General features: G+C 68.4%; 21 protein-coding genes. 5 read left to right on the top strand and 16 right to left on the bottom strand.

Annotated features, from left to right (window positions below; translation table 11 throughout):
- Nucleotides 1-128: 128 nt before the first annotated feature.
- From MXC99_RS01660 to can, 4 genes are all read left to right on the top strand, one after another.
- The gene (locus tag MXC99_RS01660; RefSeq protein WP_432654218.1) at nucleotides 129-449 is read left to right on the top strand and encodes a winged helix-turn-helix domain-containing protein; all 321 of its coding nucleotides are present in this window, start codon (nucleotides 129-131) and stop codon (nucleotides 447-449) included.
- Nucleotides 446-1,564, top strand: coding sequence for an ATP-binding protein (locus MXC99_RS01655; protein ID WP_247723888.1), 1,119 nt, complete (start codon nucleotides 446-448; stop codon nucleotides 1,562-1,564). Before MXC99_RS01660 ends, MXC99_RS01655 begins: the two co-directional genes overlap by 4 nt.
- A gap of 71 nt (nucleotides 1,565-1,635) precedes the next feature.
- Nucleotides 1,636-2,142, top strand: coding sequence for a hypothetical protein (locus MXC99_RS01650; protein ID WP_247723887.1), 507 nt, complete (start codon nucleotides 1,636-1,638; stop codon nucleotides 2,140-2,142).
- 137 nt (nucleotides 2,143-2,279) lie between these two features.
- A complete protein-coding gene (gene can / locus MXC99_RS01645) occupies nucleotides 2,280-2,927 on the top strand; it encodes a carbonate dehydratase (protein ID WP_247723886.1) in 648 nt (215 codons plus the stop codon).
- 36 nt (nucleotides 2,928-2,963) lie between these two features.
- Here can and MXC99_RS01640 read toward each other — a convergent pair whose 3' ends face one another.
- Nucleotides 2,964-3,275 carry a hypothetical protein gene (locus MXC99_RS01640; RefSeq protein ID WP_075149473.1) on the bottom strand — a complete coding sequence of 104 codons (312 nt, stop codon included), beginning with the start codon at nucleotides 3,273-3,275 and terminating at the stop codon, nucleotides 2,964-2,966.
- Nucleotides 3,276-3,278: 3 nt separating this feature from the next.
- Nucleotides 3,279-3,845, bottom strand: coding sequence for a cytochrome c oxidase subunit 3 family protein (locus MXC99_RS01635; RefSeq protein ID WP_247723885.1), 567 nt, complete (start codon nucleotides 3,843-3,845; stop codon nucleotides 3,279-3,281).
- Between the two features lie 172 nt (nucleotides 3,846-4,017).
- Between MXC99_RS01635 and MXC99_RS01630 the strand changes: the two genes are divergently transcribed.
- Nucleotides 4,018-5,424 carry a PLP-dependent aminotransferase family protein gene (locus MXC99_RS01630; protein ID WP_247723884.1) on the top strand — a complete coding sequence of 469 codons (1,407 nt, stop codon included), beginning with the start codon at nucleotides 4,018-4,020 and terminating at the stop codon, nucleotides 5,422-5,424.
- Between the two features lie 29 nt (nucleotides 5,425-5,453).
- Here the strand turns inward: MXC99_RS01630 and MXC99_RS01625 are convergent, their stop codons facing one another.
- From MXC99_RS01625 to MXC99_RS01560, 14 genes are all read right to left on the bottom strand, one after another.
- Nucleotides 5,454-7,631: a primosomal protein N' gene (locus tag MXC99_RS01625; RefSeq protein WP_247723883.1), complete on the bottom strand. Its 2,178-nt coding sequence runs from the start codon at nucleotides 7,629-7,631 to the stop codon at nucleotides 5,454-5,456.
- Between the two features lie 402 nt (nucleotides 7,632-8,033).
- Nucleotides 8,034-9,104, bottom strand: coding sequence for a uroporphyrinogen decarboxylase (gene hemE / locus MXC99_RS01620; protein WP_247723882.1), 1,071 nt, complete (start codon nucleotides 9,102-9,104; stop codon nucleotides 8,034-8,036).
- A 109-nt stretch (nucleotides 9,105-9,213) separates the two neighbouring features.
- Nucleotides 9,214-10,671: a TrkH family potassium uptake protein gene (locus MXC99_RS01615; RefSeq protein ID WP_247723881.1), complete on the bottom strand. Its 1,458-nt coding sequence runs from the start codon at nucleotides 10,669-10,671 to the stop codon at nucleotides 9,214-9,216.
- Nucleotides 10,672-10,685: 14 nt separating this feature from the next.
- Entirely contained in the window at nucleotides 10,686-12,089 is a 1,404-nt protein-coding gene (gene trkA, locus MXC99_RS01610; RefSeq protein WP_247723880.1) for a Trk system potassium transporter TrkA, read from the bottom strand.
- A 107-nt stretch (nucleotides 12,090-12,196) separates the two neighbouring features.
- Complete coding sequence (locus MXC99_RS01605; protein WP_247723879.1) at nucleotides 12,197-13,444, bottom strand: sigma-54-dependent transcriptional regulator; 1,248 nt, start codon at nucleotides 13,442-13,444, stop codon at nucleotides 12,197-12,199.
- 3 nt (nucleotides 13,445-13,447) lie between these two features.
- Nucleotides 13,448-15,568: a sensor histidine kinase gene (locus tag MXC99_RS01600; RefSeq protein ID WP_247723878.1), complete on the bottom strand. Its 2,121-nt coding sequence runs from the start codon at nucleotides 15,566-15,568 to the stop codon at nucleotides 13,448-13,450.
- Complete coding sequence (locus MXC99_RS01595; RefSeq protein WP_247723877.1) at nucleotides 15,565-16,176, bottom strand: DUF4390 domain-containing protein; 612 nt, start codon at nucleotides 16,174-16,176, stop codon at nucleotides 15,565-15,567. The genes MXC99_RS01600 and MXC99_RS01595 overlap by 4 nt, the downstream gene beginning before the upstream one ends.
- Nucleotides 16,127-17,359: a 16S rRNA (cytosine(967)-C(5))-methyltransferase RsmB gene (gene rsmB / locus MXC99_RS01590; RefSeq protein ID WP_247723890.1), complete on the bottom strand. Its 1,233-nt coding sequence runs from the start codon at nucleotides 17,357-17,359 to the stop codon at nucleotides 16,127-16,129. Before rsmB ends, MXC99_RS01595 begins: the two co-directional genes overlap by 50 nt.
- Before the next feature lie 160 nt (nucleotides 17,360-17,519).
- Nucleotides 17,520-18,404, bottom strand: a complete 885-nt coding sequence (speE, locus tag MXC99_RS01585; protein WP_247723876.1) for a polyamine aminopropyltransferase — start codon at nucleotides 18,402-18,404, stop codon at nucleotides 17,520-17,522.
- A 3-nt stretch (nucleotides 18,405-18,407) separates the two neighbouring features.
- Nucleotides 18,408-18,794 carry an S-adenosylmethionine decarboxylase family protein gene (locus tag MXC99_RS01580; RefSeq protein ID WP_247723875.1) on the bottom strand — a complete coding sequence of 129 codons (387 nt, stop codon included), beginning with the start codon at nucleotides 18,792-18,794 and terminating at the stop codon, nucleotides 18,408-18,410.
- A 110-nt stretch (nucleotides 18,795-18,904) separates the two neighbouring features.
- Nucleotides 18,905-19,675, bottom strand: coding sequence for a sulfite exporter TauE/SafE family protein (locus tag MXC99_RS01575; RefSeq protein ID WP_247723874.1), 771 nt, complete (start codon nucleotides 19,673-19,675; stop codon nucleotides 18,905-18,907).
- Between the two features lie 681 nt (nucleotides 19,676-20,356).
- The gene (locus MXC99_RS01570; protein ID WP_247723873.1) at nucleotides 20,357-20,575 is read right to left on the bottom strand and encodes a hypothetical protein; all 219 of its coding nucleotides are present in this window, start codon (nucleotides 20,573-20,575) and stop codon (nucleotides 20,357-20,359) included.
- Entirely contained in the window at nucleotides 20,572-20,895 is a 324-nt protein-coding gene (locus MXC99_RS01565) for a hypothetical protein (protein WP_247723872.1), read from the bottom strand. The genes MXC99_RS01570 and MXC99_RS01565 overlap by 4 nt, the downstream gene beginning before the upstream one ends.
- 94 nt (nucleotides 20,896-20,989) lie before the next feature.
- Nucleotides 20,990-21,322: a hypothetical protein gene (locus MXC99_RS01560; RefSeq protein ID WP_247723871.1), complete on the bottom strand. Its 333-nt coding sequence runs from the start codon at nucleotides 21,320-21,322 to the stop codon at nucleotides 20,990-20,992.
- Nucleotides 21,323-21,605: the final 283 nt, after the last annotated feature.

The raw sequence follows: 21,605 nt of genomic DNA, 5'->3' as shown, positions 1-21,605 counted from the left end.
GCGCAGCTCACCCCAAGGCTGTGGAAGCAACACTTCGCGGCCAATCCGCTGCGATCCGATCTCTTCGAAATCTCGAAGTAGGCAAGGACGCCGGGCAGTTACCGCTTACGGCCCGGCTGCGGGCCCTGGTGCGACGCGCGAGCGGCAGCGCGACACCGCTGCTCACCTGCGGCGACGTGCAGCTCGACCCCGGCCGCCGCCAGGTGCGCTTCGGCGGGCGCGCGGTGACGCTGACCACACGCGAGTTCGCCATCCTCCACGCCCTGCTGCTGGGCAAGGGCCGCGTGCTGTCGAAAGCGCAGCTCGAAGAGCAGCTCTACGGCTGGGGCGAGGAGGTCGGGAGCAACACGGTGGAAGTGTTCATCCACCACCTGCGCCGCAAGCTCGCCCCCGGGCTGATCCGCACCGTGCGCGGCGTGGGCTACCTGATCGAGGACATGCCTTCATGACGCCCTCCCGCCCCCCCTCCCTGCGCCGCCGTCTGATCGCCCTGCTGGCGGCCGCGGTCCTGCTCGCCTGGGGGGCGACCGCGGCCTTCAGCTACCTCGATGCGCACCGCGAGATCGACGCCATGCTCGGCACCCATCTCCCCGCCACGCCCGGCGCCGCAGCGCTGCGCGCCGCGCTCGCCGAGAGCATCGCCCGCCATCTGCTGCACCCGCTGCTGTTCGCCGTCCCCGGGCTGGCGGCGGCGATCTGGCTCGCCGTCGGCGTCGGCCTCGCCCCGCTCGGGCGCTTCGCCGGCGAAGTCGAACGGCGCGCGCCCGACAACCTCGCCCCGCTCGCCCTCACCCGCGTGCCGCGCGAGGTCCTGCCCCTGCAGCAGGCGCTGAACGCGCTGTTCGCCCGCCTGCGCCAGTCGCGCGAACTCGAGCGCCGGTTCACCGCCGATGCCGCCCACGAGCTGCGCACCCCGCTGGCGGCGATCCGCACCCAGGCCGAGGTGGCGCTCAACGCCGACGACCGCGCCCAGGCCCGGCGCGCGCTCGCCAACGTGGTCAGTGGCGCCGAACGCGCGACCCGGCTGGTCGAGCAGCTGCTGACCCTCGCCCGCCTCGACCCCCAGACCGCCCTCGAACGGCCGCAGCCGGTCGGCCTGCGGGCGCTCGCGCACGACGCGGTCGCCGCCCAGGCGCCGTTCGCCGCGCGCCGGAACATCGACCTCGGCCTGCTGCCGGGCGAGGAACGCACGGTGCACGGCGATCCGCTGTTGCTCGCGGTGCTGCTGCGCAACCTGGTCGATAACGCCGTCCGCTACGCCCCGCCGGGCGGGCGCGTCGATCTAGCGGTCGAGGAGGCGCACGCGGCGAGCGGCGGCTATCCGCTGCTGCGCGTCACCGACAGCGGCCCGGGAATTGCGCCCGCGGCGCGGGAGCAGGCCTTCGAGCGCTTTCACCGCGGCACCGACAACCGCGAGGAAGGCAGCGGCCTGGGGCTGTCGATCGTGCGCCGCATCGCCGAACTGCACCGCGCCGCACTCACCCTCGATGACGGCCCCGGAGGCCGCGGACTGACCGTGCGGGTCGGCTTTCCGCCACCGGCGGACGGATCGGTGCCACTTTAAGGGCGGTTTAAGGCGGCGCACGGATACTGCCGCCTGCGCCCCCCGGAAACGGCGCACGACACGGAGGAATCATGAAATTTCAAGTACACGCATCGGCGCTCGCCGCCGCCCTCGGTCTTTTCTTCGGCAGCGCCGCAGGCGGCGCCTGGGCCGCTTCATCGGCCCCGCAGGCTCACACCCACGCCCCCGCCGCCAACGCCGGCGCCACGCTGCAGCTCGACCATGGCAAGAAGTGGGCGATCGACGCCCCCCTCGCCCAGGCGATGGCGAACATCCGCAACGACATCGCCGCCCGGCTCGATGACATCCACACCGACCGCCTGCCTGCCGCCGGCTACCAGGCGCTGGCGAAGCGGGTGAATGCCGAAGTCGCCTACATGGTCGAACACTGCCGGCTGAGCCCGGAAGCCGACGCCCAGCTCCACCTCGTGGTGGCCGATCTGCTCGAAGGCGCCAGCGCGATGGAAAATGCCGACGGCCACCGCCAACCGCGCGCCGGCGCGGTCACCGTGATCGGCGCGCTCGACCACTACGCGCGCTACTTCGACGACCCCGGCTTCACGCCGATCACGCACTGAAACACGGCGGCCGGGGGCGGCCACAACCGTGCGACGGGAATTTCATGTGCATGCTGCCGATGCGCTGACAAACAGGGAAGGGCTCCTTCATAATCCAGCTGTTTGTCCACATTCCCGTCCTCCACCGGCTGATCATCATGGCCCAGTCCATCGAACACCTCTTCGCCAACAACAAATCCTGGTCCGAGCGCATGCAGGCCGACGATCCGGAATATTTCGCCCGCCTGGTCAACCAGCAGAGCCCGGAGTACCTGTGGATTGGTTGCTCCGACAGCCGGGTGCCGGCGAACCAGGTCATCGGCCTCGCGCCGGGCGAAGTCTTCGTCCATCGCAACATCGCCAACGTCGTCGTGCATACCGACCTCAACGCCCTGTCGGTGATCCATTACGCGGTCGAGATCCTGCGCGTGAAGCACATCCTGGTGGTCGGCCACTACGGCTGCGGCGGGGTGCGGGCGGCGATGCACGACAACCGCACCGGGCTCACCGACAACTGGCTGCGCCACATCCAGGACGTGCGCGACCGCCACGACGAACGCTTGGCGCGCATCGACGACACCACCGAGCGCCTGAACCGCCTGTGCGAGTTCAACGCCATGCACCAGGTGGTCAACGTCTGCCAGACTTCGATCCTGCGCGAGGCCTGGCAGCGCGGCCAGAACGTCACCGTCCATGGCTGGTGCTACAGCCTGCACGACGGCATGGTGCGCGACCTCGGGGTCAGCGCGCGCAGCCGCGAGGAAGCCGTCGAGCGCTACCGGGACGCGGTCGAGCGGGTCGGCTGAGCGCCGGCCCGATCACGCTTCCCCCGGCGCGGCGCGCTAGCGTGCCGCGGTCAGCCCTGCCAGCTGGGGGCCGAACCAGGTCGTCAACACGAGGGCGAGCGGCACGCCGAGGAGGAAGATCCGGATCACCCAGGCGATGAACGGGTGGGTCTGGTGAGACTCGATGAAGTACCTCGCCACCACCCAGCCCTTGAGCCAGATGATGGCGGCAAGCGGAAGCTGGACCCAGGAAGCGGGGCCCAGCCAGCGCACCAGCCACAGGCTGAACACGGTCATGGCGACGAGGAACAGCCAGGCGAGGCCGAGCGGAAGGAGGGCCGTCGACGGCGCGGAAGAGTCGGTTCGCATGGCTCAGGGCAGCACGTAGCAAAGGGCGAAGATGACCAGCCAGATGATGTCGGTGGCGTGCCAGTAGCTCGCCAGCGCTTCCAGCCCGTCGTGGTTTTGCGCCGAATAGGCGCCGATGGCGTGGCGTCCCAACACCCACAGGATGCCAAGGATGCCCCAGAAGCCATGAACGAGATGGGTGAAGGTCAGGTAGTAATACACGGTGAAGAAGATTCCCGACTCGCCGTCGATGCCCTGGGCGAGGTTCCAGCGGATTTCGAGCAGCTTCGCCAACGGATAGCCCAGCGCAAGGACGAGCCCGCCGACGAGAAAGGCGATCGACCGCCCCCGCCGGCCGGCGCGGATCGTGGCCACGGAGCAGGCGATGAGGAAGCTGCTGCTGACCATCAGCAAGGTGATCGCGACTCCGGCGGTGGCCGACAGCCGCGGCGCGCCGTCCTCGAAAGCCTGCGGGAAGTGCGCCCGGGCGACGAAGTAGACCGCGAACAGGACGAGGAACTCGACGAACTCGCAGGTGATGCCGACCCAAATGCCGGCGTTGCCCGGCACCCGGCCGGAGGTACGGCCCATGCCGCGCTCCGCGTCGCCTGCGCGGTATTCCGGTAACGCTGCCGATGTCATGCCGATCCGCCTTTCCGTCGATCCCCGATTCCGCATTATTCGCCACCCGGCCGCCGTTTCACAGGTACAGCCGCCCGCATCGGCGACCGTAACAGCGCCGTGCGCGGCATACAATCGACCGATGCACCTCTACGAGCGCCTGGCACTGGACATCGAACAGCACATCCGCGACGGCGTGCTGCGCCCGGGCGAGCGCCTGCCTTCGATCCGCCAGGCCTGTCGTGCCCGGCACCTGAGCCCGGCAACCGTGCTCGAGGCCTATCACCGGCTCGAAAGCCGCGGCTTGGTCGAGGCGCGGCCGCAGTCAGGCTACTTCGTGCGCGCCCATCAGGCCCTCGCCGAACCCGGCATCACCCGCCCCGCCGGCCGTTCGACCGTGCTCAAGGTCAGCGACTTCATCTTCGAGATCCTGGAGTCGGCCCGCGACCCGGCGGTCGTGCCCCTCGGCTCGAGCTTCATCAGCCCGTTCCTGTTTCCGTTCGAGCGTCTCGGCCGCTGCCTGGCCGCCGCCGCGCGCGGCATGGACCCGCGCGCCACCGTCACCGACCTGCCGCCGGGCAACGACGAGCTGCGCCGCCAGATCGCGTTGCGCTACCTGCACGGCGGCACGGCCGTGGCCGGCGACGAGATCGTGATCACGTCGGGGGCGATGGAGGCGCTCAACCTGTGCCTGCAGGCGCTGACCCGGCCCGGCGACCTGGTGGCGATCGAGTCGCCGGCCTTTTACGCCGTGCTCCAGGCGATCGAGCGCCTGCACCTGCGGGTGCTCGAGATCCCGACCCATCCGCGCGACGGCGTCAGCCTGCCCGCGCTCGAGCAGGCCTTGCGTGCGCACCCGGTCAAAGCCTGCGTGCTGATGCCGAACTTCCAGAACCCGCTCGGCGCGCTCGTGCCCGACGACCAGCGCCCGGCGCTGCTCGCGCTGCTGCAGCGCCACGACGTGCCGCTGATCGAGGACGACACCTACGCCGAGCTGTATTTCGGCCGCCGCGCGCCGCTGGCGATGAAGGCGCTCGACCGCAGCGGGCTCGTCCTCCACGTGTCGAGCTTCTCCAAGTGCCTCGCTCCCGGCTACCGGGTGGGCTGGGTCGCCGCCGGGCGCTTCGCGCAGAAAGTCCAGCGTCTGAAGATCGCGACCAGCCTCGCCACCACGGTCCCGGTCCAGATCGCCCTCGCCGACTTCCTGCGCAGCGGCGCCTTCGACCCCCACCTGCGCCGCCTGCGCACCACCCTCGAACGCCAGGAAGCGCGGCTCGCGGCCGCACTCGAACGCCATTTCCCCGCGGCCAGCCGCATCACCCGGCCGCGCGGCGGCTATTTCACCTGGGTCCAGCTGCCGCCGTGGGCCGACACCCTGGCGCTGCACCGGAGGGCGCTCGACGAAGGCATCAGCCTCGCCCCGGGGCCGATGTTTTCGCCGCGGCGCGCCTACCGCGACTGCCTCCGGCTGAACTTCGGCCACCCCTGGTCCGCCGCCCACGAACAGGCGATCGAGCGCCTCGGACGGATGCTCGCCGAGCAGCGCTGAACGCACCCCCGGATGCAGGTGGGTCGGTCTCACACTTCCAGCGGGTCGACATCGAGCTGCCAGCGCAACTCGCGCGCGGTGCGCTGGCGGTAGAGCAGCGCCACCCAGCCGGCGAGAAAGCCCTGCAGCAGGCCGCGCTGGTCGGCCTCGATCAGCAGCTGGGCGCGCTCGCGCCGCGCCAGCCGGGTCAGCCGCATCGGCACCGGATCGTAGAGGCGCAGGCCCTCGGGAGCGCGCTCCTCGGCCAGCCGGCGGGCATGGCGCAGGAAGTCGACGGCGTCGTCGAGCGCGGGCGCGTCGGCGCGCAGCATCGCCTGGTGGGTGAACGGCGGAAAACCCGCGCTGCGCCGCTCCTGCAGCGCCATGCGGGCGAAGGCGTCGAAGTCGTGGCGCGCCAGCTGCTGGTAGAGCGGGTGCGCCGGATATTCGGTCTGGATCAGCACCTCGCCCGCCAGGGCGCCGCGCCCGGCGCGGCCGCCGACCTGCATCAGCTGCTGGAACAGGCGCTCGGGAGCGCGGAAGTCGGCGGCGTGGAGCGCGGCATCGGCGCCGATCACGCCGACCAGGGTGAGGTTGGGAAAATCGTGGCCCTTGGCCATCATCTGGGTGCCGACGAGGATGTCGGCGCCGCCTGCGGCGATGGTCGCGAGCAGGCTTTCCCACTGCTTGCGGGTGCGCGCGGCATCGCGGTCGACGCGCAGCACCCGGGCCTGCGGAAACAGCTCGGCGAGGCGCGCCTCGACACGCTGGGTGCCGCGCCCGAAAGGCCGGATGTCCTGGTCGCCGCAGCTCGGGCAGGCGGTCGGGATCGGCCCGTCGCAGCCGCAGTGGTGGCAACGCAGGCGGCGGTCGGCGAGGTGGACGACGAGGTTGGCCGAGCAGTGCGGGCAGCGGCCGACCCAGCCGCAGGACGGGCACGACAGCACCGGCGCATAGCCGCGGCGGTTGAGGAACACCAGGCTCTGCTCGCCACGCGCGAGGCGCTCGCCGAGCGCCGCCTGCAGCGCCGGGCTGAGGCCTTCGTCGAGGCGCAGGCGGCGGGTGTCGATGCAGCGCACCGCCGGCAGGGTCGCGGCGAGCGCGCGCTGGGTCAGGGGCTGCAGCGCATAGCGCTCGCTACGGGCGTGGTACCAGGTTTCCAGCGACGGCGTGGCCGAGCCCAGCACCACCGGCACGCCGTGCTGGCGCGCGCGCCACACGGCGAGGTCGCGCGCCGAGTAGCGCACTCCTTCCTGCTGCTTGTAGGAGGCGTCGTGCTCCTCGTCGACGAGGATCAGGCCGAGCCGCGGCAGCGGCGCGAACACCGCCAGCCGGGTGCCGAGGACGATGTCGGCGTGGCCCGCGAGCGCCTGCACGAAACCGCGCGAGCGCGCACCGTCGGCGAGCGCGGAATGCAGGCTGACGACGTGCGCGGCGGCGAAGCGCTGCGCCACGCGGTGCTCGAGCTGGGGCGTGAGGGCGATCTCCGGCACCAGCATCAGTACCTGCCGGCCCTGCGCCAGCAGGTGCGCGGCCAGGCGCAGATAGACTTCGGTCTTGCCGCTGCCGGTGACGCCGTGCAGCAGCCAGGGCTTGAAGCCGGGTCCGGCGCCGAGGATCGCCTCCAACGCCTGCGTCTGCTCCGGCGTCGGCTCGGGCTGGGCGCCGGTGGCGTGGCGCGGGGCGACGCGGTCCGCCACCCGGATCCAGTCCCGGCGCAGCAGTTCGCCGACCGCCTCACCGCCCTCGTGCGCGCGCACCACGCTGCGCCGCCAGGGACCTTCGCCGGCCGCCGCCAGGCTCTGCAACAGGGCCAGGGCCTTGCTCGCGCGGCGGGCGCCGCACAGCGCCTCGCGCCCCGCTGCGGCAATCTCCAGCAAGGGGTCGTCGTCCTCGCCGCTCACCCCGTCGGCGCGGCGCAGGCCGGGCGGCAGGGCGAGGGCGACCACTTCGCCGATCGGGGCGTGATAGTAGCGGGCGACGAAATCGACCAGTTCCAGCCAGTCTGCCGGCAGGGGCGGGACTTCGCGCTGGATGTGGCGGACCGTCTTGAGACGGGCGGGTTCGATGTCCGCGGCCGCCCCCAGGGCCAGGATCAGGCCGTTGCGCTCGCCGCGCCCGAACGGAACGCTCACGCACCGGCCGACGTCCGTCGCGGTGGCGTCCGGGGCAAGATAATCAAACACTTGCGGCAACGGCACCGGCAGGGCGACACGGACTATACTCATTTCAAAGCTGCCCGATCACGAAAATCCATTCCAGATCAATCGCTTGTACCGCACTCCTGAGAGTCGGCAGAGGAAATGCCTGCCAAGTATCTGGCATTCAACCGGAGTGCAGGCTTGTCCACAAAATCTGTGGATAAGTTTGTGGGAAAGCTGGGTGAATCTCGCTGAAAGTACCGTCAGCACAGGCCTCGCATGACTTTGCCGTAACATTAAACTTTTGCAAAAATCGTTATTTATCAACGACTTGTCAAATATGTTGAATGATTTGCAGAACCACCTCGACGGCAACCCGGCAAAGCATCCGGATGTGCACAAGTCAAGAAAAAAATGGAATTTTGTCGTTGACAGACGGCCGGGCCGCGGCCGCCTTTGTTCTCCCAGGCGCACCGCGGCGGCCCGCGCTCAGCGCGGCGTGCGCAGGCTGCGGCTGTACTGGTGGACGGTATCGACCAGCACGCTGACGTTCTCGGGGGGGGTGAATTGGGAAATGCCGTGGCCGAGGTTGAAGACATGCCCCGGGTGGTTGCCGAAGGCATCGAGCACACGGCAGGTTTCGCGGGCGACCGCTTCGGGCGGGGCGAACAGGACGTTCGGGTCGAGGTTGCCCTGCAGCGCCACCTTGTCGCCGACCAGGCGGCGGGCGCGGCCGATGTCCATGGTCCAGTCGAGGCCGACCGCGTCGCAGCCGATCGCGGCGATCGACTCCAGCCACAGGCCGCCGCCCTTGGTGAACACGATGCTGGGCACGCGCTGGCCGTCGCGTTCGCGGATCAGGCCGGCGACAACCTGCTCGAGGTAGCGCAGCGAGAACTCGCGGTAGGCCGCCTCCGACAGCACCCCGCCCCAGGAGTCGAACACCATCACGGCCTGGGCGCCGGCCTCGATCTGGGCGTTGAGATAGCTCACCACCGCCTGCGCGGTGACCTCGAGGATGTGGTGCATCAGCTCCGGGCGGCTGTAGGCCAGGGTCTTGACCTTGCGGTAGTCGTCCGAGGAGCCGCCTTCGACCATGTAGCAGGCCAGCGTCCACGGGCTGCCGGAGAAGCCGATCAGCGGCACGCTGCCGTCGAGCGCGCGGCGGATCTCGGCGACCGCGTCCATCACGTACTGCAGTTCGGCGTGGGGGTCGGGCGCGGTGAGGTTGCGGATCTCCCATTCGTCCTTGAGCGGGCGCTCGAAGCGCGGGCCTTCGCCGTCGGCGAAGTAGAGGCCGAGGCCCATTGCATCGGGCACGGTGAGGATGTCGGAGAACAGGATCGCGGCGTCGAGCTCGTAGCGCGCGAGCGGCTGGAGGGTGACCTCGCAGGCCAGCGCCGGACTCTTGCACAGTTGCAGGAAGCTGCCGGCGCGCTTGCGCGTCTCGCAGTACTCGGGCAGGTAGCGTCCGGCCTGGCGCATCAGCCAGACAGGGGTGTAGTCGGTCGGCTGGCGCAGCAGGGCGCGCAGGAAGGTGTCGTTTTTGAGGCGGCTCACGGCGAGTCCTTGTTTCTGCGATTCGGGCACGAAGTTCGATTATCCCCTTTTGTGCACGCGGTTGGCCTTGTCGCCCGTCAAGCACGACCGGAACACGCCCCCCGGGCGCTCAGCGCCGCCAGAAGGTCGGCGTCAGGACGACGAGGAAGGTGAAGATTTCGAGCCGGCCGAGGATCATCGTGAACGCCAGCACCCACTTGTGGAACGCGCTCAGGGCCTGATAGTTGGAAGCCGGCCCGACCGCATCCAGCCCGGGGCCGGTATTGTTGAGGCAGGCCACCACTGCCGAGAAGGCGGTGATCAGCTCCAGGCCGGTGGCCGACAGCAGCAGGGTCATGCTGACGATCGACACCATGTACATGAAGCTGAAGCCGAGCACGGCGTGGAGGATGGTCTCGGGCACCGGCTTGACCCCCAGGCGCACCGGGCGCACCGCGTGCGGGTGCAGGGAGCGGACGATTTCGCGGAACACCTGCTTGTACAGGATCATCGCCCGCATCATCTTGATGCCGCCGCCGGTCGAGCCGGAGCAGGCGATGAAGCTGCCGAGGAACAGGATCCAGACCTGGGCGAACATCGGCCACAGGGTATAGTCGTAGGTCGCCAGCCCGAGCGAGGTGGAGATCGACACCACGTGGAAGGCGACGTAGCGCAGCGTGGTGCCGAGGTCGGCGTGGGCCTCGAAGCGCATCAGGTAGGCGGTGAGCAGGACGATGCTGACCGCGAGCACGCCGAAGTAGAAGGGAATTTCCGGGTCGCGCAGGTAGGGCCGGGGCGAGCGCCGCACGAGGGCGAGATAGTGGGTGGCGTAGTTCAGCCCGGCAAGCAGGGCGAAGACGATGGCGACGATCTCCACCCCCAGGTTCTGGAAATGCCCGAGCGAGGCGTCCTTGCTCGAAAAGCCGCCGAGGCCGGCGATGGAGAAGGCGTGGATGACCGCGTCCCAGCCCTCGAGCCCGGCCCCCCACAGGCTCAGGCCGCAGGCGATGGTGAGCAGCACGTAGGCGAGCCACAGGCCCTTGGCGGTCTCGGTGATGCGCGGCGTCAGGCTGGAGTCCTTCATCGGCGTCGGCACTTCGGCCTTGAACATCTGCCGCCCGCCGATGCCGAGCAGGGGCAGGATCGCCACCACCAGCACGATCACCCCCATGCCGCCGATCCAGTGCATGAAGGTGCGCCACAGGTTGATCGACACCGGCATCCCGTCGAGTCCGGTGAGCACCGTCGCGCCGGTCGCGGTGAGCCCCGAGACCGCTTCGAAGTAGGCGTCGGTGAAGCGCAGCTCGGGCAGGTAGGCGAGCAGCGGCAGCGCCCCGAACAGCGGCAGCACGACCCAGGTGGCGGCGACCAGGAAGAAGCCGTCGTGCACCCGCAGGTCGCGGCGCCGGCTGCGGGTCGCCGCCCACAGCAGCAGGCCGGCGACGAAGGTGACGAAGATCGCCTGGTCGTAGGCGAGGGTGGCGCCGTCGTCGAGCCAGGCCGAGACGACGAGCGGAAAGCCCATCAGCAGGCCGAAGATCATGATGATCAGGCCGAGCGCGTTGAGCGCGGGGTGGTAGGCACGCATGCAGGGAACCGGGGTCAGAGGAAGGTGAAACCGACCTGGAACAGCTTCTCGACCTTGCGCACGAGCTTCTTGCTGGTGCAGAACACGATCACGTGGTCGTTCTCGACGATCACCGTGTCGTGGTGGGGCATGATGACCTCGCGGCGCACCACCCGGCCTTCGTCGTTTTTTTCGTCGCGGACGATGACGCCGATCGTCGCGCCCTTGGGCAGGGCGATCTCCTCGATCATGCGGCCGACCACCTTCGAGTCCTTGCGGTTGCCGTGGGCGATGATTTCGAGCGCTTCCGCCGCGCCGCGCCGCAGGCTGTGCACCGCGACCACGTCGCCACGGCGGACGTGGGCAAGGAGGGTGCCGATCGAGGCGTGGGCGGGGGAGATGGCGATGTCGATCGGGCCGCCCTGGACCAGGTCGACGTAGCTCTTGCGGTTGATCAGGGCCAGGGTGCGGCGCGCGCCCATGCGCTTGGCGAGCGAGGCGGACATGATGTTGTCTTCCTCGTCGTTGGTCAGGGCAACGAACAGGTCGGTCTCGTCGATGCCTTCGTTCTCGAGCAGCTTCTCGTCGGTGGAGTCGCCGCGCAGCACCAGCGCGCGCGACAGCTGCGAAGCGAGCATCTCCGCGCGCGTGCGATTCACTTCGAGGATCTTGACGTGGTAGTTCTCTTCGATCGACTGGGCGAGACGGAAACCGATGTTGCCGCCACCGGCGATCATGATCCGGCGCATCGGCCGATCGGTGCGCCGCATCTCGCGCATGACCTGGCGGATATGGACGGTGGCGGCGAGGCAGAATACCTCGTCGCCGGGAATGATCACGCTGTCGCCTTCGGGGATGATCGGCACGCCCTCGCGGTAGATCGCGGCGATGCGCACTTCGACGTTGGGCAGGTGAAAGCGCAGCGCCTTCAGCGGATGGCCGACCAGGGGGCCGCCTTCGAACGCGCGCACGCAGATCAGGCTGACCACGCCATCGGCGAATTCGAGCACCTGCAGGGCTTCCGGGAAGGCGATCAGGCGCTTGACGTAGTCGGTGACGACCTGTTCCGGGCAGATCGAGAAATCGACCGCGAAGTTGCTGTCGTCGAGCAGTTCGGGATGGTCGACGTAGTCGGTCGAGCGCAGACGGGCGATGCGGGTGGGCAGGTTGAACATCGCCTTCGCGATGCGGCACGCGCAGAGGTTGGTCTGGTCGGACTGGGTGACCGCGATCAGCAGGTCGGCATCGTCGGCGCCGGCCTCCCTGAGCACCGAAGGCGAAGCGGCGTTGCCGCACACGGTGCGCACTTCAAGGCGGTCGCGCTGTGCGGCCAGCGGCTCGTCGCTGGTGTCGACGAGGGTGATGTCGTTCGCTTCGGAGACGAGGTTCTCGGCCACCGAGGCACCGACCTGTCCGGCCCCCAGGATGATGATCTTCACCGCGATTTTCCGATTGATCTGCAGGGACCTGGATTCTACGCGTGCGGGGCGGCACCTGAAACCGGATGTTGCATTGCAACGACGACGCCGTGCGGATGGCGTCCGCGCTAGACGTCCTCGTGGCGGCGGCCCGGCTGCAGGCCGAGCTGCTTGAGCTTGCGGTAAAGGTGGGTGCGTTCGAGCCCGGTCTTTTCCGCGAGCCGGGTCATGTTGCCGGCTTCGAGGCGCAGATGGTGCTCGAAGTACATGCGCTCGAAGGCCTCGCGCGCCTCGCGCAGGGGCTGGTCGAGCGGCACGCCGCAGGTGCCGGCGCCGGCCTCCGCCGGCAGCAGGCGGCGCACCTCGGCAGCGCCGATTTCCTCTTCCAGCGTGCCCAGGGCGAGAGACTTCACCGCCGCCCGCAGCTCGGCGTAGCCGCCTGGCCACGGCAGGTTGCGCAGCTGGTTGAGCGCCGCGGTGGACAGGCGCCGCAGCGGCACTTCATGGGCCTCGACGAGGTGGAGCAGGATCTGGCTGGCGAGTTCGGGGAGGTCGTCGCGCACTTCGGCGATCGATGGCAGCGCCATGCTGACTTCGAACAGCCTGGCGAGCAGACCGGCGTCCCAGCCCTCGACGGCGAGCGCTTTCTGGCTGCGCTCGGTAGCCACGACCAGGCGCAGGTCGTAGCGCTCCAGGCGCTCGAGGGCGAAGGCCAGGTTCTTCTGCTGCGGTCGCGACAGGCGGGCCAGTTCGGGGACGAACAGCACCCCGCCCTGGGTCGCCTGCAGCTGGGCGATGTCGAGCGGCGCGGTGACCGCGCCCAGGTCGAGCCAGGGCGCGCTGCCGGACAGCACGCTGCGCGCCACCAGCTCGGCGAGCGAGCCGCTTCCGGTGCGCAGCAGCAGCAGGCGCGAACTGCCGGCGATCTGCTCGACCCGGCGCTTGAGCTCGCGCAGCGGCAGCGAGCGGGTGAACGCGTCCAGGGTCAGTGCCGGCGGCGTACCCTGGGCCTGCGGCCGCTGCAGCCCGCGCTTGACCGCCGCGAGGAGCTTTTGCAGCGCGATCGGCTTTTCCAGGTAGTCGATCGCGCCGATCCGGGTGGCCTCGACTGCGGTATCGATGGTGCCGTGGCCGGACATCACCACCACCGGCATGTTGAGCTGGCCGTTGGCCGCCCATTCCTTCAGCAAGGTTATGCCATCGGTATCAGGCATCCAGATGTCGAGGAGCACCATGTCGGGGCGTGCGGCGTTGCGCACCCCGCGTGCCGCGGTGGCATTCTCGGCGAGGAGAACGTCGTGCCCTTCGTCGCGCAGGATCTCGGAGAGCAGCTCGCGAATGCCGATTTCATCGTCAACGATCAGTATCTTTGCCATTTTTCAGTGTGCACCATTGGATTCGGCCAGACGCAGCCGAATACGGATCTCCGCACCGCTCCCCTCGCGGTTGGCGATGCGGACGTCTCCACCATGTTCGTCGATGATTTTCTTCACCATCGCCAGCCCCAGCCCGGTGCCGCGCGACTTGGTGGTGAAGTAGGGTTCGAAGGCGTGCGCCAGCACCTCGGCCGGAAAGCCCGGACCGTTGTCGCGGAACAGCAGCACGACGCGCTCGCCATCGCCGCGCGTCGCCAGGCACAGCTCGCCCTCCTCGCTGCCGGCGAGCGCATCCTGCGCATTTTGCAGCATATTGTGGATCACCTGCCGGATCTGGGTCGGATCGCCCTTCACCCGTCCCAGCGCGGGGTCGAGCTCGAGGCGGATACGCAGCGCCGAACTTTCGTACAGGATCAGCACCTCGCGGATCAGCGCGTTGAGGTCCAGCGCCTCGAAGCGGGGCGCGGGCAGGCGCGCGTAGTCGCGGAAGGCGTTGACGAGGTTCTTCATCGCCTCGACCTGATTGACGATCGTGGTCGTGGCGCGTGCGAGCATTTCGCGCCCGCTGTCGTCGAGGCGGTCGGAGAGCTTCAGCGCCAGGCGCTCGGCCGAAAGCTGGATCGGCGTCAGCGGGTTCTTGATCTCGTGCGCCAGGCGACGGGCGACCTCGCCCCACGCCGCGGTGCGCTGCGCCGCGACCAGGCGGGAGATGTCGTCGAACACCACCACCAGGCCGCCGCCGGTGGCCGCCGGCAGGCGCGAGCCGTGGATCAGCAGGGTCAGCGGCGAGCTGTCCTTGACCGGCAGCTCGATCTCGGCCTGCCAGTCGCCCTCGTGGGTACCGAAGCCTTCGAGCAGGGCATCGCGGAACGGCATCAGGCGCGGCCATTCTTCGAGGGTGAGATCCTCGAAGCCGGCGAGGTCGTCGTCGAGGATCTGCAGCGCGCCATGATTGGCCGCACGCAGGCCGCCGTCGGCGGAAAACGCGAGCACGCCGGTCGACAGGTTGGCGAGCACGCTCTCGAGGTAGGCCCGTGCCGACTCCACCGCGGTGCGGTTGCGCTCCGCAGCGGCGCGGGCATCCTCGAGCTGGCGGGTCATGCGGTTGAAGGACTGGGTCAGCACGCCGAGCTCGTCGTGCGCGGGCAGGGCCTGACGCGGGCTGAAGTCGCCCTGCGCCACCGCCTGCGTGCCTTCGGCGAGGATCAGCAGCGGCGCCGCCAGGCGGCGGGCGATAAGGAAGGCCGCGGCCACCGCGGTGAGCAGCGCCAGCAGCAGGGTCAGGCTCAGGGTGAGGGTATAGATGCGCTGCAGTCCGCTCCGCCCGAGGGTGAGCTGCTGGTAGTCGCGGTACGCTTCCTGCACCGCTTCGGCGTGGCGGCCGAAAGTCTCCGGCACCGCCTGGGTCAGTTGCAGCAGCCGGGTTTCGCCGGCCAGGGTGCGCCGCGGAATCGGCACGATCACGCGGATCACCAGGCGGCCATCGGGCAGGCTGTCGACGGCGTGGAAGGAGCGGCTCTGGCGGGCCTGGCGCAGCTGCGCCGGGTTGGGCAGGTCGGGAATCAGGCCCTGGCCGCTCTCGGCGGCGGTGGCCAGCACCTGACCCGCGGCGGTGAGCACCGTGGCGCTGCCGACACCGGCCTGCTCGCGCAGGCGGTTGAGCAGGGCCGGCGCGACCGGGTCGCTGCGCTCGAGCTCGAGAACGAGGTCGTCGCCCTTGTCCCTGAGCTGGCTGACGAGAAAATCGAGCGCATTCTGGCCGAGCGCGATCCCCCCTTCCAGCGCCGAATCGACGCGCACGTCGAACCAGGACTCGATGCTGCGCACCACGAACTGCAGCGACACCGCATAGACGACGACCCCCGGCACCACGCCCATCAGCGCGAACATCAGCACCAATCGATACTTGAGCCGGGAGCCGAACTGGCGGGCGCGGTATTCCCGCCACAGCTGGCGCAGCTGGACGCCGACCAGACCGGCGAGCACCACCGCGACCATGCCGTTGAGGGCGAGCAGGAAAGGATAGCTGCGGGCGAACAGCTCGGTGTTGGCGCTGGCCGAAGTCAGCAGGAACAGCGAGATCCCGGCCAGGGCGGCGGCAACGACGAGAAGGATCCGCTTCATTGCAAGCCCGGCGTCCCTGGTTGAAAGACCCAGCGCCGCCAGTCGGTGCCGAGATTCCAGTCGCGGCTGCCGAGCGCGGTGACCTGGAAAGGCTTGGGCAGCTTGCTGGTGTCGAGGCGGAAGCGCAGCGCGACGTCGTACACCACACCCTCGTCCAGCGCAGCGCTCTCGGCGACATGCCAGTTGCGTACGCGCTGCATCGTCAGCACGGCGGCCTCGAGCGTATCCAGACTCTGGTGCAGACTGCCGATCGACAGGCGGTAGCTGCGCGTGATCGCATGGTAGGACAGGCGGTAGTCGAGGCTGCGCTCCACTTCGACACGGTCGAACCAGTACCAGCGCGGGCGCTCGATCACCAGCTCGGTGGTGAAGAACAACGCCACGCCACGGTTCACGGCATCGGCCAGGCGCGGATTGAGCGCGAAGTCGATGTCGGCATTGAGGACGTAGCCGCCGTCGCCGGGGACGACTTCGGCGCTGCGGATGATGCCCTCGTCAGCATGGGCCACGGGCGCGAGCACGGCGGCGAGAATGAATGCGGCGGCGCGCAGCAGGCGCTCAAGGCGCCTTGCGCAGGCGAGCGAAATAGAAGCCGTCATGTTCGGCATTGGGCAGCAGCTGCAGCTCGGTACGACCATCGATGGGGAGTCGCTCGGCGTCCGCATGGCGGGCGCAGAAACGGGCGATCTGCCCGGCATTTTCTTGATCGAACACCGAGCAGGTGACGTAGAGCATTGTGCCACCCGGGGCCAGCACGCGCCAAAGCGCATCGAGGATTTCCGCCTGCTGTGCGGCGAAACGGGCGATGTCGGTGTCACGGCGCAGCCACTTGATGTCGGGATGGCGCCTGACCACCCCGGAGGCGGAGCAAGGCACGTCGGCGAGGATGCGTTCGAACGGGCGGCCGTCCCACCACGAATCCAGCCGCCGGCAGTCGGCCACCCTGACCGTGGCCGCAAGGCCGAGGCGGGCGAGATTGCGCTCGATGCGCCCGGCGCGCAGCGGATCGAGCTCAAGGGCGAGCAGATCGACATCGGCTCCTTCGAGCACATGGGCGGTCTTCCCGCCGGGAGCGGCGCAGGCGTCGAGCACGCGCATTCCGGCCTCGGCGTGCAGCAGCCGCGCCGCCCACTGCGCACCGGCGTCCTGCACCGATACCCGACCTTCGGCATAGCCCGGCAGACGGGCCACCGCACGTGGCTGGGCGAGCAGCAAGGCACCGTTTTCGAGTACGCGGGCGGATGCGCCTGCGGCTTCGAGCTCGGCCAGGGCATCCGCCACCGTCGAGCGGCGCGGATTGACCCGCAGCGCCATCGGCGGGCGCTGACGGCTGGCCTCAAGCACCGCCTGCCAGAGCTGCGGATGCGCCGCCCGCAGCCGCGCCTGCCACCACGGCGGGCAGGCGTGGCGCGCTCCCGGATCGGCCTCGATCCATGCCTGCCACTGCCCTTGGCGACGCAGGGCGTTGCGCAGCACGCCATTGACCATGCCTTTGAGCCCGGGCATCAGCGCCACTGCGGCTTCCACCGCCTGATCGACCACCGTGTGCGCCTGCTCCGGCTTCTGCCACAGGCGCTGCAACGCCACCAGCAGCAGGGCCCGGATGTCGACCGGTGGCGGGGTGTGCACCAGGTGGGCCAGGACGGCATCGCCCCGCCCGTATTCACGCAGCGTCGTCCACGCGAGATCGCGAATCGCACCGCGGACCGTATCCGGCCAAGCCGGATGGCGGGCGAGCAGGCGCTCGAAGGCGTCGGTGAGATTGCCGCCGTCGATGACCGCCGCCACCATCCCCGCGGCCTGCTGCAAGGCATAGGCCAGGCTGTCTTCGCGCAGGCGCGCAGCGGGAGGGCGCCGGCGTGTTTCGGGGAGAGCGGCAGGGCGCGTCGGTGCCCGCCGGACAGGCCTTGAAGGAGTGGTCACGATCGAAGGGAAAAAGGGATTGCGGCGCTCAGGCGAGCAAATCGCGGAGATGATTCGGAAGCGCGAACTGAGCGCGGTGCACGGCGCCATTGTAGTGCTGCAGCAGGGAAATGGCGCGCTCACAGAGCCTTCGATCGATTTCGGCAGCATCGATCGCCAGCGGATCGAGCTCATCCGCGGCCGTGGCCATCCCCCACAGGCTGCCGTACAGCGGAATGTGGAGGAAATACGGGCGCACGCAGGCGAATACCCGCCGCAGGCGCTGGACCAGCGCCTGCACCCGCTCGGGCTGGAACACCGGGGTGCCGATGTGCAGGCAGAGCGCACCGCCTTCGGTCAGCAAGGCCCGGCAGGCGGCGAAAAAAGCTTCGGAATAGAGGGCTTCGGCGGGCCCGACCGGGTCGGTCAGATCGAGCACGATGAGGTCGTAACGCTCGCCTGCGGCCGGGGCGTCGTCATGGACATAGCGCATGCCATCGCCGATGCGGAGCTCGACGCGGGGATCGTCGAAGGCACCACGGTGTACCGCCTGAAAGTAGCGCCGCGCGATATCAACCACCTTGGCATCGAGCTCGGCGATCACCACTTTCTCGACCGAGGGGTACTTGAGCAGTTCCTCCGCCGAACCGCCGTCGCCCCCCCCGATGATCAACGCCCGGCGCAGGCCCGCATGCGCCATGCCCGGCACGTGGATCAGGTTTTCGTGGTAATGGAACTCGTCCCGCTCCGAGGTCATGAAGCAGCCGTCGAGGCGGAACAACCGCCCGAAACGCGCAGTCTCCCACACTTCGTAGTCCTGCCATGCGGAACGGCCGGCCTCGAGCAGGCGATCGCCGCGGACGAAATAACCGGCATCCTCGGCCAGGAATTCGGCCAGCAGTCCATCGGGAAAGCGGGGGCGGGGATCGCTCATGATTCAGACCTCGGCGGGCAAGCGGCCGCGCACCACTTCATGGCTGACGATTTCCTCCGGGCGCAAGGCATCGATGACGCACCGGAACAGCTCGCGGGCACGGCCACTGTTGTCGCGGGAGAAGTTGCAGACATAGACATCGAGCGTCACTTCACCGCTCTCCGGCCAGGTGTGGATCGCCAGGTGGGATTCGGCGAGCACCACGGTGCCGGTGACGCCGGCCGCCTCGCCGTGCTCATCGACAAACTGGTAGAAATACGCCCCCAGCGGGCTCAAGCCCGCGCTGCGGCACTCCCCGACACACAGGGTTTCAAGCGCAGCGCGCTCGACCAACAGCCCGTTCGCCGGTTCACAGCGATACAGATCGGCAATCAGATGAAGTCCGTTCATTTCCTCGGCATGGCTACATGAAGACATAAATAATCATTTTATCATGCTGCGCTAATACAATATTTCTCCAAAGATTTGTCCTTCCTGTTTCACGTGGAACAAGGAATGGGTCAACGCAGGAACGTGTCATAGGCGAGACGCGCGATCAGTACCAGCACGACGCCGAGGAACATCTTGCGCACGAAACCCGTTCCATGTCGCAGCGCCATCCTCGAGCCGAGAACCGCCCCACTCAGGTTGCACACGGCCATCACGGCGGCAAGTGCCCACAACAGCTCGACATTGCCGACGAAGTAGGCAATCGCGGCGACATTCGTCGCGACATTGAGGATCTTGGCCGATACCGAGGCGCGCAGAAAATCCATCCCGAGCAGGCGGATGAACAGAAAAATCAGGAAACTGCCCGTACCTGGACCAAAAAAACCGTCATAAAACCCGATCCCGAACCCGATCGCGAGCGCCAGCAGCACCGAGCGCGCACCGTGCTCCGACTCGGTCGACACCGCTCCCAGATCCTTGCGGACAAAAGTGTAGATTGCCACCAGCACGAGCAGCAGCAGGATCAGCGGCCTGAGGATCGCGGGATCGAGAAAGGCCACTGCCTTCGCCCCGTACCATGAGCCGATCAGCGCCGCGAGCGCCCCCGGTGCCGCCACCCGCCATGGAATGCGGACGCGGCGACCGTACTGGATCGCGGCGCTGCCGGTGCCGACAATGCTCGCCAGCTTGTTGGTGCCGAACAGCGTCGCCGGCATTGCCGCCGGGAAAGCGGCAAACAGCGCCGGGAGCTGAATCAGGCCGCCACCGCCGACGACCGCGTCGACAAACCCGGCAAACAGCGCGGCAAGCCCCAGGACGACGAAAAGATATTCGGTTTCCATTTTTCCTCAATCGCGAGCGCGACGGAGCGCATCCGCCACCCTTGATGAAGCCCTGTCGCCGCCCCGCACCGCGGAGGGCACGGCCACGACAGCGCTATTGTTTCACGTGAAACAAGAAAATGGCCCGGCATGAATCCGGCCGCAGCCGCCAATCGGGAGGGGGCGTCCGGCAAAAACCGGAGCCCGGAAAAACTTCCCGCCCCCGGGCTCGATGTGGGAGCACGTCATCGCGACTCCCTGGACTTGATTTTCGGGGGCCGCAAGCAGCGGCTTGCGCCCGGTAATGACTTGCGAGTGCTGCATCCGCCATGCCGGGCGGCCTTCCGGCCACCAGCCCCGACCACGCCGGGTGCTCGTCGGGCTGAAGTCTGCTGCAGCCGTTGCGCCTCATCGGGTACGCGCACAAGTCCGGAAAGAACGCCCGCGGAAGTCTCCAGCGATCGTCTGGGAACGTTTCGGACTACGATGCAGAAGCAAGCAAACCCTCTACATCCCTTTCGGCGCAAGGGCTTCGTGATCATCAGATATCGACGTGGGCACACATATGGGCACACATCACGCGGATTTCGGCAGAATCCTCCAGACAACGGGCGGATTCTACCAGCCGGGCTGCACCGCCTCTCAAACGACAAACCCGGCACACAGGCCGGGTCCGGTTGATGGTGCTGGCGCTGATCCTGGTCAGCCGATGCCGTGCGCCTGCACTTCGTCCCGCCAGCTTCTCGCCAGCTCGCGCATATCCGCCGCGACGTGCAGCCCCGCGCCAGCCAGGGCGTGCAGATGGTGGTGTTCGGCTGTCGCGCCCTCGATGGTCTTGAGGATCGCCGCGAGCTGGTCGAAGCTCTCGGCGCAGAGGCGAAGGTATCCCACCGCGTCAGCGGCCAGCGTCGGCGTACTCATGCGGCCACCTCCTGCCGCAGCGGCATCGATGCCGCATAGCTGCCAGTTTCGGCCATTGCCGCCACAGTTTCGAGCGAATGCGACAGCGCGGCCAGCAGCGTAAAAACGTCGTCCGCGTTCTGGAAGTGTCCGCCGCGCTCCGGGTTCTTCGCATCGGCCAGCACGAGACTGGCGAGGCTCGCCGTCACCTCGGACAACCGTAGCGCCTCGCTCGAAGCGGCTGCCGACAACTCGGTCAGTTGACGCCATTCGGCAGGGGTCAGGTTGTCGTGCGCCTTGTCCAGCAGCATGGCCATGGATTCGTAGATCGGCTGTCTCATGCTCATGCCCTCCCGTTGAAAACCAGACGGTAGGCGAGCGCAGGCCCAGCGATCAAGCGCAGGGTGCGGTAGAGGTGCAGGCGGGTGATCGCGCTCATGCCGCGCCCCCTTCCACTTTCGCCAGGGCGGTGCGTAGCTCGATCAGCAGCGCACCTTCAGTCGAGTGCAGATCGGCTTTCCACTTCTGGCGGGTCAGCAGGGCCTCGGCGGGCGCGCAGGCGTGGTGCAGCTCGGGCGCGGCGGCGATCAGGCGGACATTGGCGTCGGCCTGTTCGATGGCCGTGTCGCCCCAGCCGATGGCGGACCAGACTTCGCAGACGATGCCTTCATCGGGGCCGATCTGCCGATGGCTGTGCTCATGCCAGGGGCCAGGGGTGTAACTGGTGCGGATGGTCGGCGCGGTCGCGCCTTGGTGGTGGGGGTGCATGGTGGTGCTCCTTTGCTTGCGGCCTTGAACTCCGCTCCCGCTCTCAAACGGGGTGGGCGGAACCGTGCGGGTTGAGAGACCGGGCAAAGGAGACCGGCGAGCCCGAAGGCCCCCCGCACGGCTCGCCCATTGAACGGGCGGCACCATGCTGTTGGCGCCGGCCGAAAACTGACCATGTAGAGGGGTGAATTCCGGCTGAAAACTGACCAGGGTGTTTAACCTCTCTGCCTCATTTTGAGGCAGAGGATCAGAGGTGATCACCATGGAAATGTTGGGCAAGGTC

This window comes from Thauera aromatica (assembly GCF_023093595.1).
Lineage (GTDB): Bacteria > Pseudomonadota > Gammaproteobacteria > Burkholderiales > Rhodocyclaceae > Thauera > Thauera aromatica_A.
Note: the sequence above shows the minus strand (reverse complement) of the source record. Positions and strands in the feature narration are given on the sequence as shown.

What these genes read in the sequence shown, in the direction of transcription:
- MXC99_RS01565 (WP_247723872.1), bottom strand. Translation starts at nt 20,895, where the DNA reads ATGAGACAGCCGATCTACGAATCCATGGCCATGCTGCTGGACAAGGCG.
- MXC99_RS01650 (WP_247723887.1), top strand. Translation starts at nt 1,636, where the DNA reads ATGAAATTTCAAGTACACGCATCGGCGCTCGCCGCCGCCCTCGGTCTT.
- can (WP_247723886.1), top strand. Translation starts at nt 2,280, where the DNA reads ATGGCCCAGTCCATCGAACACCTCTTCGCCAACAACAAATCCTGGTCC.
- MXC99_RS01630 (WP_247723884.1), top strand. Translation starts at nt 4,018, where the DNA reads ATGCACCTCTACGAGCGCCTGGCACTGGACATCGAACAGCACATCCGC.
- MXC99_RS01560 (WP_247723871.1), bottom strand. Translation starts at nt 21,322, where the DNA reads ATGCACCCCCACCACCAAGGCGCGACCGCGCCGACCATCCGCACCAGT.
- MXC99_RS01580 (WP_247723875.1), bottom strand. Translation starts at nt 18,794, where the DNA reads ATGAACGGACTTCATCTGATTGCCGATCTGTATCGCTGTGAACCGGCG.
- MXC99_RS01605 (WP_247723879.1), bottom strand. Translation starts at nt 13,444, where the DNA reads ATGGCAAAGATACTGATCGTTGACGATGAAATCGGCATTCGCGAGCTG.
- MXC99_RS01625 (WP_247723883.1), bottom strand. Translation starts at nt 7,631, where the DNA reads ATGAGTATAGTCCGTGTCGCCCTGCCGGTGCCGTTGCCGCAAGTGTTT.
- MXC99_RS01615 (WP_247723881.1), bottom strand. Translation starts at nt 10,671, where the DNA reads ATGCGTGCCTACCACCCCGCGCTCAACGCGCTCGGCCTGATCATCATG.
- MXC99_RS01595 (WP_247723877.1), bottom strand. Translation starts at nt 16,176, where the DNA reads ATGCCGAACATGACGGCTTCTATTTCGCTCGCCTGCGCAAGGCGCCTT.
- MXC99_RS01655 (WP_247723888.1), top strand. Translation starts at nt 446, where the DNA reads ATGACGCCCTCCCGCCCCCCCTCCCTGCGCCGCCGTCTGATCGCCCTG.
- MXC99_RS01570 (WP_247723873.1), bottom strand. Translation starts at nt 20,575, where the DNA reads ATGAGTACGCCGACGCTGGCCGCTGACGCGGTGGGATACCTTCGCCTC.
- MXC99_RS01635 (WP_247723885.1), bottom strand. Translation starts at nt 3,845, where the DNA reads ATGGGCCGTACCTCCGGCCGGGTGCCGGGCAACGCCGGCATTTGGGTC.
- rsmB (WP_247723890.1), bottom strand. Translation starts at nt 17,359, where the DNA reads ATGGTGGCGGCGGTCATCGACGGCGGCAATCTCACCGACGCCTTCGAG.
- MXC99_RS01600 (WP_247723878.1), bottom strand. Translation starts at nt 15,568, where the DNA reads ATGAAGCGGATCCTTCTCGTCGTTGCCGCCGCCCTGGCCGGGATCTCG.
- speE (WP_247723876.1), bottom strand. Translation starts at nt 18,404, where the DNA reads ATGAGCGATCCCCGCCCCCGCTTTCCCGATGGACTGCTGGCCGAATTC.
- MXC99_RS01575 (WP_247723874.1), bottom strand. Translation starts at nt 19,675, where the DNA reads ATGGAAACCGAATATCTTTTCGTCGTCCTGGGGCTTGCCGCGCTGTTT.
- MXC99_RS01640 (WP_075149473.1), bottom strand. Translation starts at nt 3,275, where the DNA reads ATGCGAACCGACTCTTCCGCGCCGTCGACGGCCCTCCTTCCGCTCGGC.